At 58.8% G+C, this 18072-nt stretch carries 12 protein-coding genes and 1 pseudogene; 1 reads left to right on the top strand and 12 read right to left on the bottom strand.

Features of this window, described 5'->3' with window-relative positions; all coding sequences use genetic code 11:
* Window positions 1–1861 precede the first annotated feature (1861 nt).
* Window positions 1862–2746, bottom strand: coding sequence for a TauD/TfdA family dioxygenase (locus tag IVA79_RS07715; RefSeq protein WP_247551521.1), 885 nt, complete (start codon window positions 2744–2746; stop codon window positions 1862–1864).
* Window positions 2747–4629: 1883 nt separating this feature from the next.
* Between IVA79_RS07715 and IVA79_RS07710 the strand changes: the two are divergent.
* Window positions 4630–5358, top strand: a pseudogene (locus IVA79_RS07710) (DDE-type integrase/transposase/recombinase); the annotation flags it as partial.
* Window positions 5359–5671: 313 nt separating this feature from the next.
* Here IVA79_RS07710 and IVA79_RS07705 read toward each other — a convergent pair.
* The 11 genes from IVA79_RS07705 to IVA79_RS07660 all read right to left on the bottom strand — a co-directional run bounded on the left by IVA79_RS07705 (window position 5672) and on the right by IVA79_RS07660 (window position 18038).
* Complete coding sequence (locus IVA79_RS07705; RefSeq protein WP_247551527.1) at window positions 5672–7243, bottom strand: IS66 family transposase; 1572 nt, start codon at window positions 7241–7243, stop codon at window positions 5672–5674.
* 73 nt (window positions 7244–7316) lie between these two features.
* Entirely contained in the window at window positions 7317–7664 is a 348-nt protein-coding gene (gene tnpB / locus IVA79_RS07700; protein WP_247551519.1) for an IS66 family insertion sequence element accessory protein TnpB, read from the bottom strand.
* On the bottom strand, window positions 7661–8071 hold the full coding sequence (locus tag IVA79_RS07695) for a transposase (protein WP_247551525.1): 411 nt from the start codon (window positions 8069–8071) through the stop codon (window positions 7661–7663). Before IVA79_RS07695 ends, tnpB begins: the two co-directional genes overlap by 4 nt.
* A gap of 290 nt (window positions 8072–8361) precedes the next feature.
* The gene (locus IVA79_RS07690; RefSeq protein WP_247551517.1) at window positions 8362–9273 is read right to left on the bottom strand and encodes a pantoate--beta-alanine ligase; all 912 of its coding nucleotides are present in this window, start codon (window positions 9271–9273) and stop codon (window positions 8362–8364) included.
* A 200-nt stretch (window positions 9274–9473) separates the two neighbouring features.
* The gene (locus IVA79_RS07685; RefSeq protein WP_247551515.1) at window positions 9474–10970 is read right to left on the bottom strand and encodes a pentapeptide repeat-containing protein; all 1497 of its coding nucleotides are present in this window, start codon (window positions 10968–10970) and stop codon (window positions 9474–9476) included.
* Window positions 10971–12121: 1151 nt separating this feature from the next.
* Window positions 12122–13186, bottom strand: a complete 1065-nt coding sequence (locus IVA79_RS07680) for an MATE family efflux transporter (protein WP_346658156.1) — start codon at window positions 13184–13186, stop codon at window positions 12122–12124.
* Window positions 13186–13554, bottom strand: coding sequence for an MATE family efflux transporter (locus IVA79_RS36905; protein ID WP_346658155.1), 369 nt, complete (start codon window positions 13552–13554; stop codon window positions 13186–13188). The genes IVA79_RS07680 and IVA79_RS36905 overlap by 1 nt, the downstream gene beginning before the upstream one ends.
* Before the next feature lie 207 nt (window positions 13555–13761).
* Complete coding sequence (locus IVA79_RS07675; protein ID WP_247551512.1) at window positions 13762–13962, bottom strand: hypothetical protein; 201 nt, start codon at window positions 13960–13962, stop codon at window positions 13762–13764.
* Between the two features lie 594 nt (window positions 13963–14556).
* Window positions 14557–16266: an ABC transporter ATP-binding protein gene (locus tag IVA79_RS07670; RefSeq protein WP_247551510.1), complete on the bottom strand. Its 1710-nt coding sequence runs from the start codon at window positions 16264–16266 to the stop codon at window positions 14557–14559.
* 3 nt (window positions 16267–16269) lie between these two features.
* Window positions 16270–17133 (bottom strand): ABC transporter permease, encoded by an 864-nt coding sequence (locus tag IVA79_RS07665; protein WP_247415553.1) that lies wholly within the window; start codon window positions 17131–17133, stop codon window positions 16270–16272.
* A complete protein-coding gene (locus IVA79_RS07660; RefSeq protein ID WP_247551508.1) occupies window positions 17130–18038 on the bottom strand; it encodes an ABC transporter permease in 909 nt (302 codons plus the stop codon). The genes IVA79_RS07665 and IVA79_RS07660 overlap by 4 nt, the downstream gene beginning before the upstream one ends.
* Window positions 18039–18072: the final 34 nt, after the last annotated feature.

Here is an 18072-nt window from a genome sequence, read left to right as displayed (position 1 = left end):
ATGGCATCTGCCATCGATTCACTCCCAACGATCAGCTCATGCCAGGCTGTATCGCAGACCAAGCTCACGACCGCGAGGTGGGGGCCTCGTGCCGGTTACGGTTGGCCTCCGAAAGCGATCGACGCAGAAGCTTGTTTTTTCGCGAAGCATGATTGGCATGTCTTCCCTCGACGGTACCTGCCGCTAAGGGCAGCTACCGGGATCTCCAAGGCCAGAACCTTACATTCCTATCGAACCCGGCAGAGCCTTGAGTCAAGCAGGGCCACAGCGATCAATTCTGGTAGCTGATACGAATCCCTCGAAGTGCTTAGGTTCGGTTCCCGCCTTGAACGCTCATTGCGATTGGACGAATCCACCCCGGCCACGATCCTTAAATAACAATCCGCGGGAACAACCTCGAACCAATACGCGACTTCAAATCCAGCAGAAAGCTCTCTCGCCGACAGACGAAGCACGAACAAGGCTTCGCGACGGATTATCGTGATCATTATCGGCGAGACGATTGCATCGCTCATTTCATAAATACTTGAAAACGAGGGGCGTCTGACCGTTGCGACCGTCGACGTCCGCATCGGTGCGGTGCTGGCCGGTAAGAACAACGACCGTCTCACCTCGACACAGACATGCTCGCCGACAAGCAGCCGACCAAGCAGGCCGTTGATCAGCTTATCACAAACCCCGGCGCTCGAGTCTCATTCTGAGCGCAGACAGCGAACGTTGGCGTCGCATGATATATCCCGGAAGCCGTTACAATTCTTCAAAGGCCGCTAAGGGTGCCTGCGCCCCTGACTGACATTCGATCGCATATGGCAAGCCGAATGGGCCGGCGAGTTGCGCTTTGCAGAAATTGATTGTCGTTTGTCTTAGAACGCGAAGGGGTTGTCGCGGGCGTCCGGCGCGTGCACACATCACCTACCCAGTTCAGGCTGCTGTGTCATTTGCCTCGTGATTCTGGGCAAATCGTTTCACGTGACCAGCTCGTCGCGGCCGTCTGGAAGGGCACCGCCGTTGCCCCTCCGGACTGTCGATGCTCATATCGTACATTTGCGCAAGGCACTCAGCAGCCAGGGTGAGCCCAATATCATCCAGACCGTGCGCTCGGCAGGTTACCTCCTTGATATCGCGTCCATCTTGAGCAGTGACGGCGATGAGCTTTTCATAGCATCTTCGCCTGGCTGAGGGTTATTGGATGCGTCGTCTTGACCGCAAGCCATAGCGGCCACCAATCATTCACCGAGTTGAACTAGCTTCTTAACGAACGACAAAGAAGAGGTTCAATTCAGCCATCTGATGCGGTAGCCCCTAGTCGCTCGCAGGCAGCCAATTGCCCGATCTCGGGCCAATCGTCGCGGCGGATCAGCCCCGCGGTGGCCTTATGGATTAGGCCCGTCAATCCATGTTGGTTTCCTGGGAGCTCGCCACCCCGACCACGGCTGGCGGATTAACAAGGTGGGAGCCCTTCTGAGACCACATGGTTGGAGCGCTGGTCAACGCCGTCTGGCCGATTTGCTTGAGGACCTCAATGGACGTCTCTCCTCGTGACGCAGCTTCAAGCATTCTCGAAGCTACGTGCGTTCGGGTGCCAGTCTCACCAGCCGGGAGTTCTCTGCAAACTTCATTCAGAACTGCACGCAAGAGAGCGGTGGTTTCGGAGTCGAACATGAGGGGTACCAACAATTTGATGCGTGTGCCTTGATGCGAATCCATTCGGGCTTCAGTGGGGTAGTGCCCGTTTACATCGGGAACCAACAGACGAAGGCGTGCGCATCAGCTACTCAGCCTCATTGCGCGCAGGAGAGCCTTGATGACGCTCAATTCAGATCACTTCCTTCGATGGCGATAGATCAGATCAGTGGCCACACTAGGCAGCCTTGGCAGTCTGCAGCTTTGGCTTGGAGCGCGCCACGCTACGAGGACCAGCGATACTGACCGGTACATCGCCATCGATAGCGCTACGCCTCTCGACTCCATCTCGGTCACTGGATTTTCCGATGGCGCAGCGCTGGGTCGCGCGGTTATCCCAGATTACAACGTCGCCTGGTTTCCAGCTCCATCTTACGCTATTCTCAGGCAAGGCGAGGTAAGATTGAAGGCGGTCAAACAGCTTCTGGCTCGCATATCTTTCCAGGCCGACGAAGTTCCTCACGGACTCTCCGAGCACGAGCAAGCGCTCGCCCGTCTCGGGATGGACGCGAACAACCGGACGCGCGTCCTCGCAGATGGTTCCGGTGAAGACATCACCAAATTGCTTTGCATCCATCTCGGCCGGATGCCTGGTCAAGGTGCAATCATAGGTGCTGTAGTGCACTGCCCAGAGATTGTCGGCCAGCATCCGGAGCGGCTCCGGAAGATCAAGATACGCGGCCGCAGTGCTTGACCAAACTGTCTCGCGGTCATCAGGCGGGATCACGACGCCGCGCAGCACTGAGATCTTCGGAGATTCGTCACCGAAACTGACGTTCGTGTGCACCTGGTCAGCATGGCCGCTGCGACGATCGGGCTTCATATCCATAGGCGTTACCAGCGAACCAAGCCTGAGGGCAAAGCGATGCTGTTCGAAATCATCGAGATGTCCCTGATCACGGAAGAAGATGACCTTGTGCTCAAGGAGCAACTGGCTAATAGCCCGGACCATCTCGTCTGATAATTCATCTGATAGTCTGATGTTCTTGATCTCAGCACCGAGTCGGGCCGTGGATTTGACGATATCCGCTCGCGGGATAATGTTATCTGTCATGTTGCTCATGCTTATTCTCTCGCTATCGTGACGCGCGAACAAAACTGCGTGATCACTCGTTCGAGGGACCGACTACAGAACAAGTCGGCCTGGTGACGCACCCTACTCGCTCGCAATGTGCTGCAGCAGTCGGCACAAAAGGCTGCGATGGAATCTTGGGCTACAGACCACGACCATCGTGTGACCTGCTCCGTTGCGCACAGCTCCGACTCTTGCATCGGCTCTGACCAGAGGACCAGTCGACGGGCAGCGGTGCCGGGATGGACGTGCAACATGATCGATTACCTCGCTCTTACATCGCAATCATACGGTCAACAGATGTCCAGTCCATGAAACGAAACCAGCATTCTTTTCGCCGATGAGAAATGTTCGCTCTGTCCGGGAGCCAAGCTTAAAGATAATTTTGGGAAGGCAACTCCTCACACGTCCGCAACAGGTACATTCGAGCTTATGAGGACGAACGGATAACTCGCGGTCTCATCAATCAGCCCGACTACGCGGGATGTTCTACCATAAGTAATTGCGATTTGAATATACAAGTTACACGTCAGACATATATTTGCTTCGTCGCATTGGATTTAGTAAATTTGCGCGACGGTTTCATCCGCCTGTCACATACGGAGCACGCGCGCAGTCCCGAAACCAGAGATCAATATCATCCGCGATATCAATTCCCGCTGCGGTTTAACAACGGGCTATATCACTCGTTTTACGGGATTCCGTTTCAGGAGAACGCTTCAACGTGAACTGGGACTTGTGTCAATAGCTTGGATATCAACATCGCTGCCAATCTAGAGGATTGAATTAAGTCGCGACTTGGCGAGCATCGCTCGCACAAATGTCCGATACGTTGAGCGCCGTGACAAGCCTCTTCTCGGAAAAGCCGAGACGGCCCGCACCGCCAGCCGCGGACGACAATGCCTCGGCGGAGTGCCCCGTGCACGCAACGCACACCAAGTCTCGGCTTCCATTGGCGTTCTATTCCGGACTTGCTTGTATCTCACAGAATGCTTTTTACGTTCGCCAATGCGCGCCACGACGCCAGCTCCACTTCACCACCCTATTTGGTCGCGGAGCCAGGAATCGAAACATCGCGACTTCACAGCTCGACCCGACCTTCGGAAACGAGATGGCAGTTATCGCGACGGGAGTCATTTCGGTTGAGCGGCTTCAGGCCAATCTGTGAATTCCATCTGGAATTGACGAGAACTGACGGGTTTGGTCGTGAATTTTACGGTCCTTCCTGAGAGAGCCGCCAACGATCCGGATGCGAACTTAAACAACATCGTACCGGAAGCTGGGATGCCAACAGCCCTGTTGTCCTCCATGACCGAGGAGCCGAATCCCTCCAAGAGCTGACTGACCGCAAATCCATCGAACGTGCGGTGAACGCCGAGAGAAGCCAAGTACCTCCCTTTCTCGCTGTCCCACTCGCTCACCAACAGTCCTTTAATTCCCTCCTTCAAGGGACCATCGGCAATGGTGCAGGAGTGTTGAAGGCTGACGAGGGTGCGCGCAATCCCGATGCCCTATCGGCTCTCGATCGATGGCCTCTATGGTGCAATCGTAGCGCCGGATTGAGCTCGCGAGTGCAATCTCACTCAGTCCAAGCAGCCCAGAGCTGTTTCATTGCCTATGCTCCGCGTTAGGCCGGCCTCGTGTTGTACAACCTGAGGCTACAGCCGACTCAACTCACCGATTCTTATAGGCACGGGTGCTCCCCACAGTGAGATCGGCATGTTCCGAGCCGAGGCGACCGGTAGGCACGCCAGTGCTCGCTTAAATGAAGCTCAACGCTGCTGGAGAGCACTCGAGCAATTCGACCATAGGGATCAACGACAGCTCAGAAACAATGTATCGGCGGGTGAGGATGGGTCGGAGTTCTCCGGTCCCTTCCGCGACGGGTGCCGCACGCCGATCTCGCCTTCATGCGGCGTCTCGACCGGTTGCATCTGCGAGTTTCCCTCGCCGGTTCGCGAATGCTGAGAGGCCTGCTGGCTAGGGGCAAGATCGGCCGCCGGCATGTGAAGACGGCGATGCGGCGGATGGGGATAGCCGCTCTATCGCCTTCCGCGCACCACCAGACCCGAGCCCAGCCACAAGATCCGTCCATATCTGCTGCGCGTCATGGAGATTACGCAACGAACCAGGTCTGGGCGATGGAAATCACCTACATCCTGGGGCGATTGGCCTCGTCTATCTCGCTGTGGTGTCGGACTGCGCAGCACGTCGCGGTCTGTCGTGCCGACTGTCGATCACCATGGACCAGCCTTCTGCGTCGAACGCTGGCGTATGCCTTGGCTCGTCCCGGCAAGCCGGACATCTTCAACGCGGCTCAGGGCTCTCAGTTCACTGGACATGCTATTACCGGCCTGCCCGGCGACAACGCCATCGCGATCAGCATGGACGGAACAGCGCATGGCGAAACAACGTGTTTGTCGAACGGCTCTGGAGGAGCGTCAACGAGGAGATGTGCCCGCTATGACAGCGGCCAGCCAGGCGCGGAGCCCGACCGGCCTATGTCTGCCTTCTATGACAGGGAGCCTCCCCATTCGGGTCATGGCGGCAGCGCGCAGGATCAAGCCTGCTTCACCCCGCTGCCACTCCGCATGGCAGCATAACCCCGGCAGAGCCCGCACCTATCGACGCGGAAACAACCAAAACTAGCTCAATTTCACTGGAGGAAATTCCAATTGGGACACTCTGCCCAAGCTACAATTCCCCAATCTGTATAGGTCAACGACCTACTCGGTCACGAGGTCGCCGTGCAGTGTTAGTCGAAGTACGCGAACAGCACGATGAACGTCAACGTAGTCCGCCAATCGGGCCTGCGGCCAACGAGACCAATGGGATCATCGTGCGCAACCAACTTGCAGGGTACGCGTCCGGTGACGGCCCCTGGTTAGGTCATCTTGAACGGATGGCTGACCGCGCTTATGCGGCCTGAGCGACGTTCTGAGGTCGCCAATTCCAGGGCATGAGTTCGTGGATGCGCTTGGCGGGATGATCCGGTAGGCGCGCCAGCACGTCGGCGAGCCAAGCCTGCGGGTCGATGTCATTGAGCTTGGCGGTGGCGATGAGGCTGTAGATGGTAGCCGCGCGCCGTCCGCCCTCATCGGACCCGGCGAAGGTCCAATTTCTTCTGCCCACGGCGACAGCCCGAAGCTCCCGCTCGGCGGCATTGTTCGACATGCAAAGCCGTCCGTCATCAACGAAGCGGCTAAACGCATCCCAGCGGCTGAGGCAGTAATTGATCGCCTTGGTCGTGTCGTTGTTCCTGGAGAGCTTGGCGCGCTGCTCGCGCAACCACGCCTCCAGCTCGACGATCAGGGGGCGGCTACGCTCCTGGCGCACACGCAAACGCTCCTGCGCAGTAAGACCGTTGATCTCGCGCTCGATGGCGAACAGAACATCGACGCGCTTGACCGCCTCGGCCGCGATCGGCGCCTTGCTGAGCCGCGCGAGATCAAAGAACTTGCGCCTGCCGTGCGCCCAGCAGGCGGCCTCGATGATCGGGCCGCCCTTGCGATTGGCCTCGTAGAGCCTGCCAAAGCCAGCGTAGGCGTCGGCCTGCATCAGTCCGGCATAGCCCGCCAGATGCTGCTCCGGATGCGCACCGCCACGATCGGGCGAGTAGAAGAACACGGCCGCCGGCGGATCTGGGCCGGCAAACGGACGGTCGTCGCGGACATAGGTCCAGAGCCGGCCGGTCCGGGTCTTGCCCTTGGCCAGGACCGGCACCGTGGTGTCATCCGCGTGGATGCGCTCGGCTGCGAAGACGTGGCTCCGGATCGCATCGACCAGAGGCATCAGGATTGCCGCTGCGGCACCTACCCAGTCCGCGAGCGTCGATACGTCGAGGTCGATGCCTTCACGCTGGTAGACATCGCTCTGACGATGAAGCGGCAGGTGCAGGCCGTACTTGGCGAACAGGACATGGGCCAGCAGCTTGGACCCTGCACGCCCGCGCGCAATCGGATGCGAGGGGGCCGGCGGTTGGGTGATCGCTTCGCAGGCCCGGCAGACGAGCTTCTCGCGCACGTGCTGGATCACCTTCCACTGGCGCGGAACGAGCTCCAGCGTCTCGGTTACGTCCTCGCCAATCTTGCGCAATCGGCTGTCGCCGCAGCATGGGCAGGTGGCCGGCACCGGATAGACGATGCGCTCCCGCGGCAAATGCTCCGGCAGCGGCCGACGGGCTGGCTTGCGGCGCTCGAACGATGGCACCGCTATCTTCTCCGCTGCCATCTGCGCCGCGGTCTCAGCTTGCGCCGCGTTCTCCTCCAGGTCCGCGAGCTGTAGCTCGAGCTGGTCCAGCAATGCGCCTCGCTCGGAGGACTGCCCGAACTGCTCGTGCCGGAGCTTCTTGATCGTGAGCTTGAGCTTCTCGATCAGCAAGGCCCCCGCCTGGGCCTCGGCTTCCGCGGCCAAACGGGCCGCTCGCTCGGCGCGCAGCATCGCCTGCAGCGTGGTCACATCGTCGGGAAGAGAATCATCAGCGCCCATCGCCGACCAGAGAATCACAAGACGCGGTCTCTGTCCGAACCGCTGATCGTGCCACCGATTCAAATCCCAGCGATCAGCCGGCCGCCTGCGGTCGCCAGGTACGTTGCGGCATCCGCCAGTCGATGCCCTCCAGCAGGTATCCAAGCTGGGCTGGGGTGATTGTCACCACGCCATCAGCCGACGACGGCCACAGGAAGCGGCCACGCTCCAGCCGCTTGGCATAAAGCGACATGCCCAGTCCATCGTGCCAAAGGATCTTGATCAGCTTGCCGCTTTTGCCTCGGAACACATAGAGATCGCCGCCGTGCGGGTCTCGCGTGAACGCTTCCTGCACCAGCAAGGCCAGCGAGTTCATGCCGCGACGCATATCGGTGTGGCCGGTCGCAATCCACACCCGCACGCCCGACGCAATGGGGATCACCGCGGCCGTCCATCTGCCAGTGCCGCCACCGCGGCCTTCAGCGTCGCCGCATCAACCGTGCCCGTGATCCGCGTCCGAGCCCCGGCCGCAAACTCGATCTCGATCGACCCGCCGCTGCTTGACGGCGCGACTGGACAAGGCATCGGCCCTGATTCCGCGACCACCACCGCCGGTACGAAGCCAGGTTGATGGGCGGCATCCTTCGGCTCAGGCCGAAACGACCGTCGCCATCGCAGCAGCAATGAGCGCGAAACGCCGTACCGCCGCGCGGTTGCTGCGACCTGGCGCGGCGCCTGTAAGCTCTCCAGGACAATCTTGAGCTTCTCATCCTCGGACCAGCGTCGCCGCCGGCCCGTGTCCACCACCTCAAGCCGTTCGACTTGGGCACTGCGCCTATCACTGTCCATAAGGACAGTTCTCAACAATACGCCTCATTCGGCAAGGCGGCCCTCACCGGGCGGATACCTTGCAGGCAGGCGCCGTTCAGCTCACAGAGTCCGCTCGCTGCTCCTCTCCTCCCGGAGACTGGTGAGCGTTTCGAGGAACAATTGGCAATTATGGATTGCAGGTCTCGCGCAAAGCGAGAGTTTCGGCGGGAGCGAGAGCAACTCGCCAGAGACAGGGCGCAGGTTGAAGATGAGATTTCGAGCCGCCTAGACGGTTGAGTGACCAATTGCGCGAACTGCCGCTGATCTCTTCAAGCCTGCGCCTGTGCATGGTCGCCCGACTCCGACTTCTTGGGCAAATCGATCCATATATCTGCAGGACCATGCAAAAGTGTATCTTGATCCGGTACAAAGATGTTGTCAGGCACTCTGAGGCTGCGACCAAGGGCGACTCCACTGATTATAAAGGGAAGCTCGATCTGCTTCTGATCTTCAAAGCTGTCCGCGCCAACAATGCGAAGGGATTCCAATTCAAACTGTCGGAATTTGATCAGCGGTCTTGCCGACGCTATCAGGTCTTGGGCGCAAGACACTCCCCGCGCCGCCTCTTTTCTCAAGTGGTCCAGCGCCAGGAAGAGAGACGAAAGCTCGTCCAGCTCGGAACGATTGAAGTGTCGCAAACGTGACGAAATAGGCACTCCGTTCTTGTATCGTACTGTTGGCACAAAGCGTATGTCGCAATCAAGAAGCAGGTCTGCGACCGCTCGCTTCACGAGAAGGGCCTGTCCAATATCCTTCAAGCCGAAATAACTGCGAGATGGGCGAGCGAAACAGATCCAGCGGATGCATCCGGTGATACCTTCCATGAGGAGCCCATGAGGCCCGTTCGCACGCAGCGGATAATCCCCTTGAGACACAAACGTTCGATATCCTGGCGGGAATATCTCCGCGTCCGTCGTCGAAATCACGGCAGAAGCACCCGCTCCTAGCGCAAGCGCAATGTCATCCTCCAAGTCGAACTCGTATTCGGGACCTGGGCTGAGCTGAATCTTGTTCGGATAGACCGTGACAATGGCCACATCGTTCTCGACTGCGGCCCTTCTGATCAATTCCGCGTGCCCCTGATGCAACGCACCTAACGTGTGTACTGTGCCGATCGTTCGACCTCGTCTTGCCATGTCAGTAATGAACGCCTTGCCAGCTGAAAGCGACGCTAGATGCATGTATCCGGCTCCGTCTTGTTGATTGCCCAGCAGCTCGGCTGCTCGATCAGACAGGACGCGTGGTGAGAGCTGCCCTCACACTGGCCACGCGCGACCGCGCAAGAGCCTGGAGTCCCATCACGGCGCGGATGCATCGTGCTCCTCCATTCTCTTCCGCGATGACAGCTGGTCTAAATCGCCAGGCGCATTTTGCGCTCAGATCAGCTCGATCCCTCTCGACCGCGCCTCACCAGCGATGAGAAGTCAGCCAGATACTCTGAGGGTTTGTATTTTTGATCTTCCACGCCCTCTAAAGCGGCCTGGAGCCCAGGACATCTGTCGGCAAAGAACGGCGGTTCAAAAGTCGTTATCTCTGCATCCGAAAAATCAGTTTTTACAAAGCTTGCCTGGAACGGCGTAACTCCACTCAAGTTGGCCTTGCGGAGGGACGACTGATTCATTCGAATATATGCGGTACGGGCGGCCTCCAGATTGCTGCCGGTCATTCCTGCTGCAATATATGACTGAACAAGGTTTGCTCCTTCGAAATTGGCGCGATTCAAGGCCATAGATTGCGGAGGATCACCTGTAATCATTGATCGATAGAGATACGCCTGCGAAAAGTCTGCATCATCGATATCGCAGTCGCGTATGAACGCACAGCGCGCACGAAAGCCGCTCAATTGGGCATAGCGCATCGTGCTCTCGGTGATTGATATAGTTTCTCCTGATGCGCGAGATAGATCAGCCCCATCGAGCTGGCAAAAGCGAATAGATACTCCGTTCAACACCGCGCCGACGAGGTTGGCCTTGGCTAGATTTACAGACAGAAGTCGCGCCTCAGACAGGTCTGCCTGCTCAAACTCCGCCCTCGCAAGATTTGAGAGGCTGAAATCCGAAAAGGGGGCGCTCAGTCCTTTGGCTAGGATGAGACCGCTCGCCTTTGAAAGCCTGAAATAGGGAAGATGAGCGTTCTCTAGAACGAGACCATCGACCGAAGTGGGCCGCAGGACCGATAGACACTCCCCCCTCGACTGCAGAAGCGAGCTGCCGGTGAGATGCGCCTTGGTCATTGTAACCTGGCTCAACTTGGCAAAATGGAAGGACGAGCGAGGCAGGTAGCATTCATTGAACGTCGATCCTTGCAGTTCGGCGCCATCAAAGACAGCCTGGCTTGCGTCACACTGATAAAACAGGACGCCACTTAGGACTGCATTGTCGAAACGCGTTCTCCTCATGCTGCATCCGTGGAATAGGCTACCTGTTGCATCGATGAGATTGCGCAGACTTGCATCATCGAAATTGCAGACCTGAGCGGAGATCGCATGCATATACGCAAAATCGAGCTTGGCTCCGCGGAAACTTGCTCGCTCTAATCCTGGGCAGATAAGGTTGGCCTCGGACAGGTCGGCTCCATCCAGCTTCGCTCCGTGAAGTTGCGCACGATTGAGGATGCATCGCCGCAACCGAAATTCGGATAGATCGTGACCGTTAAAGTTCTCGGAGGATAGCTGCAGGCCGGTGCCGGTCTTCTTGATAGCTTCCTCGGTTCGCTTTCCGACTGCGGCCAACGCGGACGCGCGATCACTGTTTCGGCTCCAGTAGCGAACAAAGTCACCATCTGCCGAGGATTGTCCTATCGTCGGTGGACGGATACCCAGCTCCTCATGCACGCTGAACTGGCTATTGGTATCGATGGCCTGCGTCACTGTCGACATCTTCCATTCTCGATGATGAGCGCACTTTCAGCCTCATTTGCGGGCGTTATTCTGCATGGCCTGCCGGTTTCAGGTAGCCGAGGTTTGCGCCTCATAGCGCACTTGGGAATCCTTTTGCGCCCAGCATCATCACTCATCAGGATGTAAATTGCCTGACCGGCCCTTTGGAATTGTGCCATCACGAGCCGACACGCACGTAAGCCTAAGCAAGTTGTGGCAGACGGAGTTGATCTCCCCACGACTTCCCCATTCGGATACTTATCAGTGTGTCGACAGCAGACCGAAGAAGCCGCAACTTGGGGTACCTCCACAATTTCATGCGGTCGTTATTCTTGCATTCGGCCTTTACGACGCACTTCAATAGCAATGTCTGTGCCAGCCCTCACCTATCCTGAATTGACGTTGAATGCGTGTCCAGAAACGGCGCGGCGGACGCCGCCAGAATTTCGTAACTGACAGCACTCGCGTCTCCGTCACAAACCGGACAATGGTTGGCAACGCTCGAGACGGCAAGTCCCGCTTGTTCTCTATGCCTTCGACCGCAAAGCCAATGTCGCTCTCTATGACGATCGAGTAATAGTTGCCTTCGATGCACGTACGCGCATTCTCCAGGTGTCGGACCATTGAGCCGCAAATCGCCGCCCGCCTTCCGTTCCTCAGTTTTCATCCCGGCGACGCAGTTACGTCCCGGAAGTTCGCCGACAAAGTCGCGCGAGGTACTAGAGGGTGGAGTTGGGACTAAGCGGTCCACATGAAGGGGCGTGAAATCGCAAGCGCGGAGAAAGCTGCCGCTTTTTCTTACGACGTCGGCCGTGCCGGATGGGCGCGTTAGTTGATGAGCGTGAAGAAGCGTTCGACCTGATCGAGGCAGGAGGCATGGGTGGTGTGAAGTGAACGTGCCAGCGCGGACATCGGGCGAGCCAGGTCCTGACCTTGGATGCTTCAGTGGAGTGCTGCCCAGATGGGGGCCAAGTTGGCCGGCACATTCGTTTCGATGTGCCTTAGAAAGGCCCGCAACTCCTGGTGACTACGCGGTTCAGCATCTTCTTCCGAACCAAGCGGCTTGCCTCGGTATGAAGGCGGAGCGCACACTTAGTAAGTAGCCTCGCAGTCCTAAGATTATCACTCGCCAATAACCGTGATTCACGCCATCAAGTGACGGCTCTGAGAGCACGCCTGCTCGCCAGCAGATGGAACCGCAGGACAAGGAGCCCCGCGTAGATGGTTGTCCCGATTGACAAGCCAATCCAGATACCGATTGCACCAAGCCCGATCTTCAAACCAAGCACGTAGCCAAGTGAGAAGCCGATCAGCCAATAGGCAATGCCGACGAACAGAAGCGGCACCCGGGTGTCCTTCAGACCGCCAGCCGCAATGCTCTGCGCTGCATCAGTGACAAAAAGGCTCGCTGCGACGATAAGGAGCTCTGCAGTCAGTCCGATCGTTGCGTCGGCATCTCCGGCCGATTTGTCCACAAACAGCTCGGCGATCTCAAAACGCGCGACGATCACCGCAACGGTCAGCAGGGCAGCGATGAGGGTACCGAGCAGTATCGCGACCAGGCCTGCCCGCTGGATGCCGGAACCGTCGTTGCGGCCGACCGCATGGCCAACGCGCACGGCCACCGCCATGCTGATGCCGAAAGCGATCATGGATGTAATCACGGTGATCTGAAGCGCGATCTGATGAGCAGCGAGTGCACTGGTGCTGATTAGGCCGGCCAGGAGTGCGGCAGCCGACAAAACTCCGTACTGCATCAGGGAGGCAAGCGAAATCGGAGTTCCGATCACGATCAGCTGCCGCAAGAAGGGCCAATCGAGTTGCCAGAGATCTGCAAGCACGTGGTAGTCACGGAAAGGACGACGCATCGTGGCAAACCAGAAACCGGCCAGGAACATCGCACAGTTCACCAACGTGCTCGCAAGCGCGGCCCCGAACAGCTCAAGCCGCGGCAGCCCGAGCTTGCCATAGACCAGAAGATACACGAGCAGGGCGTTGAGGGGGATAGCCGCCAGTGTGATCCACAAGATCGGCTCCGGCCGATTGACCGCACTCATGAAATTACGGATGACCTGAAGCCATAGCGCCGGCACCACGCCCAAGGCCAGTCCGAACAGATATTGCTGGGCGAGCCGCGCCGCGTCTGGCGCCTGACCGAAACCGAGTAACATTTGCTCTCCGCCAAACGCAAACGCGATGATCGGGAACGATAGCATCAGCGCCGCCCACAGCCCCGTGCGCAGTGCGCAGTGCGCAGTGCGCGCTGTACCATAGCATGATTTCCGGCGCCATAGGCCTGCGCCGCCAAAGGTGCGATCGGCGCGAGCAGGCCCGCGCCAAAGGTGAAGCTGACGAGATAGAGCGTGACGGCCAGGGCGGCCGCGGCGAGTGCCTCAGGCCCGATGCGCCCGATAAAGGCAAGATCTGTCGTCATCATCGCGACCTGCGCAAGCTGGGTCAACACCATCGGCCACGCGAGCTTCACAATTTCGCTGAGCTCGACAGTGAGGTGTTGGCCAGCCGCTCGTCTCGTCATTGCGTATCGCAAAGCTGATCCTGGTTTTCTTTCGACTATTTTGTTCATGGATTGCTGCTCGAGCTGCCTCGTCCGCAAACGAGTTGTTCCGCCGAGAGGGATGCTCTTTCCCGCCCTGAATTCGTGATGGCCTACCGATGCGGAAACAGGCGGCCCGCCTGGGCAGCTGCGCCTCACAGACGAGGCGCGCGTCGGCTTAGACTTGCCGTTGGGCTTAGGGTCTGACGGCTGCTCGCCCGCTGATGAGCAACTTGATCAGTGCCTCCGCAATCGCATCGACTTTTTGGCGCGTGTTAAGCGCAAAGAAGACGCATCAGGTGGCTGGCACGCCGAACGGTCGGTCATCGGCATCGGGCGATCGGTGCCGGCGCGAACCGCGATATTGGTTTGGTCGATCACGGTGACGGAACCGTGCGCGGCATAGGTGAACTGAGAGGCCTTCATCTTGTGAGCCATCACTGCAATTCCTCGAGCATGCGATGCTGAATGACAGCTCCTTTTCAAGGCTCGTGCCAACTACGAGAGCTTGACTTGTAAAGGCTATTTGCTCAAGCGCACGTGTCCTGGGCCCGACAGCATAGTCGCAAATCCCACAGTCGCATCATGGACGAGCCCAAAGCGCTTAGATGCTCGGCAACTTGCACCGCAGGAATCCCAACAGGCGGATGCGGATGTGACAACCTCCCGCTCACCAACGCACGAATAGACTGACTACAACAGCATATGGGAAGACATTGAGGACGAGCTAGGAAGGTCGCGCTTTTCCCCACCTCTCTTTGGCATCTGCAATCCGATGCATGCGGTACTCGTTCACGCCAGTAATTTCTGAGAGGCCCTTCTTGCCGAAGAAGGGGATGAGGCACTTCCGCGCCCGGCGCTCGTGACCTTTGGGGGCGCTAGCGATCGCACTCGCCAACAAGCTTGCCCGCATCGCCTGTGCCGCCTAGAGGACGCGCCTTCGAGCCTTCAATCGCCAAAGGCCTTGGCCCGATCGTCGAAACGGCGTTCATCACAGAGCATTGAAACGAGCCCATCTATGCCGGCGTCTTCTTAGACGCGGCTGAATGAACGATTGGCCGCCCCGCCGCGCACAAGGCTTGGGACTGCTGCGAGCAAGCGTTGCGTATAGTCGGTGCGCGGATTGAGGAATATCTCGTCCCTGGTGCCGGTCTCGACGACGCGCCCTTGGCGCATGACCATGACGCGGTCGCTGAGCTGGCGGATTACACCGAGATCATGCGAAATGAAGATGTAGCTCATGTTGAGATGCGCCTTGAGATCGGTCAGCAGGTCCAGCACTTGCGCCTGAATCAAGACATCGAGAGCCGAGACCGGTTCATCACAGACGATCACAGCGGGCCTTGGAGCGATCGCGCGGGCGATCGCAACGCGCTGGCGCTGACCGCCCGAGAGTTCGAGCGGCCGGCGATCCAGCAGGGCTGGGGATAGTCCGACCAGATCAAGAAGCTCGACAACGCGCTCATAGCGCTCGTCTCTGCTCTCCACGTCACTTGCGAGGCTATCGGAAATGATGTGTCCCACAGACCAGCGCGGATCAAAGGAGCTGAGAGGATCCTGGTAAATGACCGAGATGGCCCGGCGCCGCGCCCTGCGGTCGCGTTCGGTGAGCGTGGTCCAGGCCCGACCTTGAAACAGAACGGCGCCTTCATCGGGCAGGTCAAGCGCCAGCGCCAATCGTGCCATCGTTGACTTGCCAGATCCGGACTCCCCGACGACACCCAGAGTCTCGCCGGATCGCAGCTCAAAGGAGATACCATCGACGGCCGTGCGCAGCACGCCATCTGGTCCTTTGAATCGCTTCACAAGATTTGCCGCGCTGAGCACGACCGAAGGGAATGTCGATGGTGATTGCTCCTGAGACCGTAACGGCGGCTTCCACGCCCGAGCAGCGGGCAATCGCGAGGGGCGAGAGCCGCGCAGGCGCGCAGAGGGCACCGCATCCAAAAGCTGGCGGGTATAGGTGTGCTGAGGGTCTTGGAAGACCTGGTCTGCCGATCCGTGCTCGACGACCTTGCCTTCATGCATGACCAAGACCTCGTCAGCTATCCGGGAGACAACCGCCAGATCATGGCTGATCAGGAGAAGCGCCTTGCCCCGCAACTTGGCCTCTTCCAGCAATCCCAGCACCTGCGCCTGCACGGTGACGTCGAGAGCCGTGGTCGGCTCGTCCGCGATCAGGATGCGTGGATCGAGGGCCAGAGCGGCAGCGATGAGCGCCCGTTGGCGCTGGCCACCGGATAGTTGATGCGGCAGCTGCCGGGCTTTGACCGCTGCTTCAGGCACCCCGACGAGCTCAAGGAGTGCGACGACGCGCCGTTCGAGCTCCTCGCTTGATGCAACCGCACGGTGGAGACGCAGTGCTTCGCCAATCTCCTTGCCCACCGGGCGTAGCGGGTCGAGCGCGACGAGTGCATCCTGCAGAACGAAGCCGATCTCCTTGCCGCGGACGCGCCGCCAGCTGCGATCATCGAGAGCTGTGAGATCGGTTCCGGCGAAGGTCAGTTGACGCGCATGGACATGAGCCCGGCGGCCGGCAAGACCGACAATGGCGCGCGAAGTCACGCTCTTGCCGGAGCCGGACCCTCCGACAATGGCCAGGCAGCGCCCAGCCTGGAGAGAGAATGAGACGCCGCGCACGGCTGTTCCCTCAGGAAGATCCCGCCCGAATGAGACACAGAGCGAATCGACTGTCAGAAGGTTCGCCTGCGGGGGAACTTGTCGATTAGGAACGTGGAGCATTACTTAGATCTTTCCTTCCAGGAGATCCTGCAAATAGCGTCCGACGACAGTCAGGCCGAGAGCAAACGACACCACGGCAATGCCCGGCATGATCTCAAGCCACCATGCGAAGATCACATAGTTTCGCCCAGCATTTAGCAGCGCGCCCCATTCAGGCGCCGGGGGAGCGACGCCGAGACCGAGAAACGCAACACCCGCCGCCCAGACGATCGCTTGCCCAACGCCAAGCGTCATCATCGCCGTGAGCGGGCTCATCGCGTTCGGAATGATATGCCGCCATAGGATACGTGGATAAGGATGGCCGAGGGCCTTGGCAGCCTCCACATAAGGCGCCCCTTTTACAGACAGAACCTGTCCTCTGATCATCCGAGCATAGCCCGGAGCTGTGCCAACTCCGACCGCTATAACGAGGGTCAGCACCGATGGACCGAACAAGCTCACGAACAGAAGCGCGAGGAACAGCGTGGGAAGTGCGAACAGCACGTCCAAAAGCCGGCTGAGAACATTGTCGAGCGCGCCACCCACAAGGCCGGCAATGATGCCAAAAACCAGCCCAACGCCGATGCTCAGCGCAGTTGCGCCAAGCCCGATGGTGAGTGACTGACCTGCTCCTTCGACAATTCGGGAGTAAATATCCCGGCCTGATTGGTCCGTTCCGAACCAGTGCGCGAATGAGGGAGCTTGCAATGGTGCCGTCAAATCGATCGCGAGCGGATCGTGCGTCTGCAGCAGACTCGGCGCGATTGCCGCGACAATAAAGAAACCGATAACGATCAGAGCTACGTGAACCCGAAGAGGAATACGACGGAGGATCGCCGACGCCTCTATCAGCTGCGAACACGCGCTCCAGTCACCTACCCTGCTCATGTCATCTTGATCCTGGGATCGACGATTCGGTAGGTGAGATCGACGAGCATATTGGTGACGGCGAACAGGCCGGCGGAGATCAGAATAGCCCCCGAGACGACTGGAACGTCTCGAGAGGACGTCGCAGCGACAAGGACTCCACCAAGGCCTTGACGCGCAAATACCGCCTCAATCAGAATCGCACCGGAAAGAAGCTTTCCGATCGCCCAGCCTGATAAAGTGATGCCGGGCAACGCTGCATGACGCAGGACATGGCGAAACCTGACGCCGAGCTCACCCATACCTCGTGCCCGCGCCGAGATGACAAATGGCTGCTCGAGGACACGCGTGAATTCGCTGCGAACGATTTGCCCGAGGAATCCTGACAACTCCAAAGCCAACGCAATCGTTGGAAGAACGAGCCCGATCGGGGAATTGCCCCCGATGACCGGGACAATGCGAAGCTGCACCGCAAACACAACGAGGAGGATTGTAGCCAGCCAGTAGGGCGGCACGGTCGCCAGGAACACCTGTATTCCGCTGAGCAAGGTTGACCACATGTTGTCTTGGCCGGCGACGAGGACGGTCGTCAGAACCGCGATGACCCACGCCGCAATGAGCGCCGCAACCGCTAGAATGACGGTTGGCCCAATCTGTTCTGCGATGATGTCAAGGACCGGCCGATGCTGCTGGTATGACAAGCCAAGGTCCCCATGCAGGATGCCCCATATGTATTTGCCGTATTGCAGAACGAGTGGCTGATCAAAGCCGTACTTTGCGTTGACCGCCGCGAGCTCTGCTGGAGAGGCCTCTCCAACGTTGCCACTCGCCATGTTGATGATGATCTGGGCGCGGTCGCCGGGCATCAGGCATTGAACAAGGAACGTGAAGGTCGCAGCTAGCCACACCACAGTCGCAGCGGACACGAACCTGCCCGCAAGCCAGCCTATCCGAACATGA

The organism is Bradyrhizobium sp. 138, from assembly GCF_023074075.1.
GTDB lineage: Bacteria > Pseudomonadota > Alphaproteobacteria > Rhizobiales > Xanthobacteraceae > Bradyrhizobium.
The sequence above is the reverse complement of the archived record's forward strand: the minus strand, read 5'-3'. Positions and strand labels throughout refer to the sequence as shown.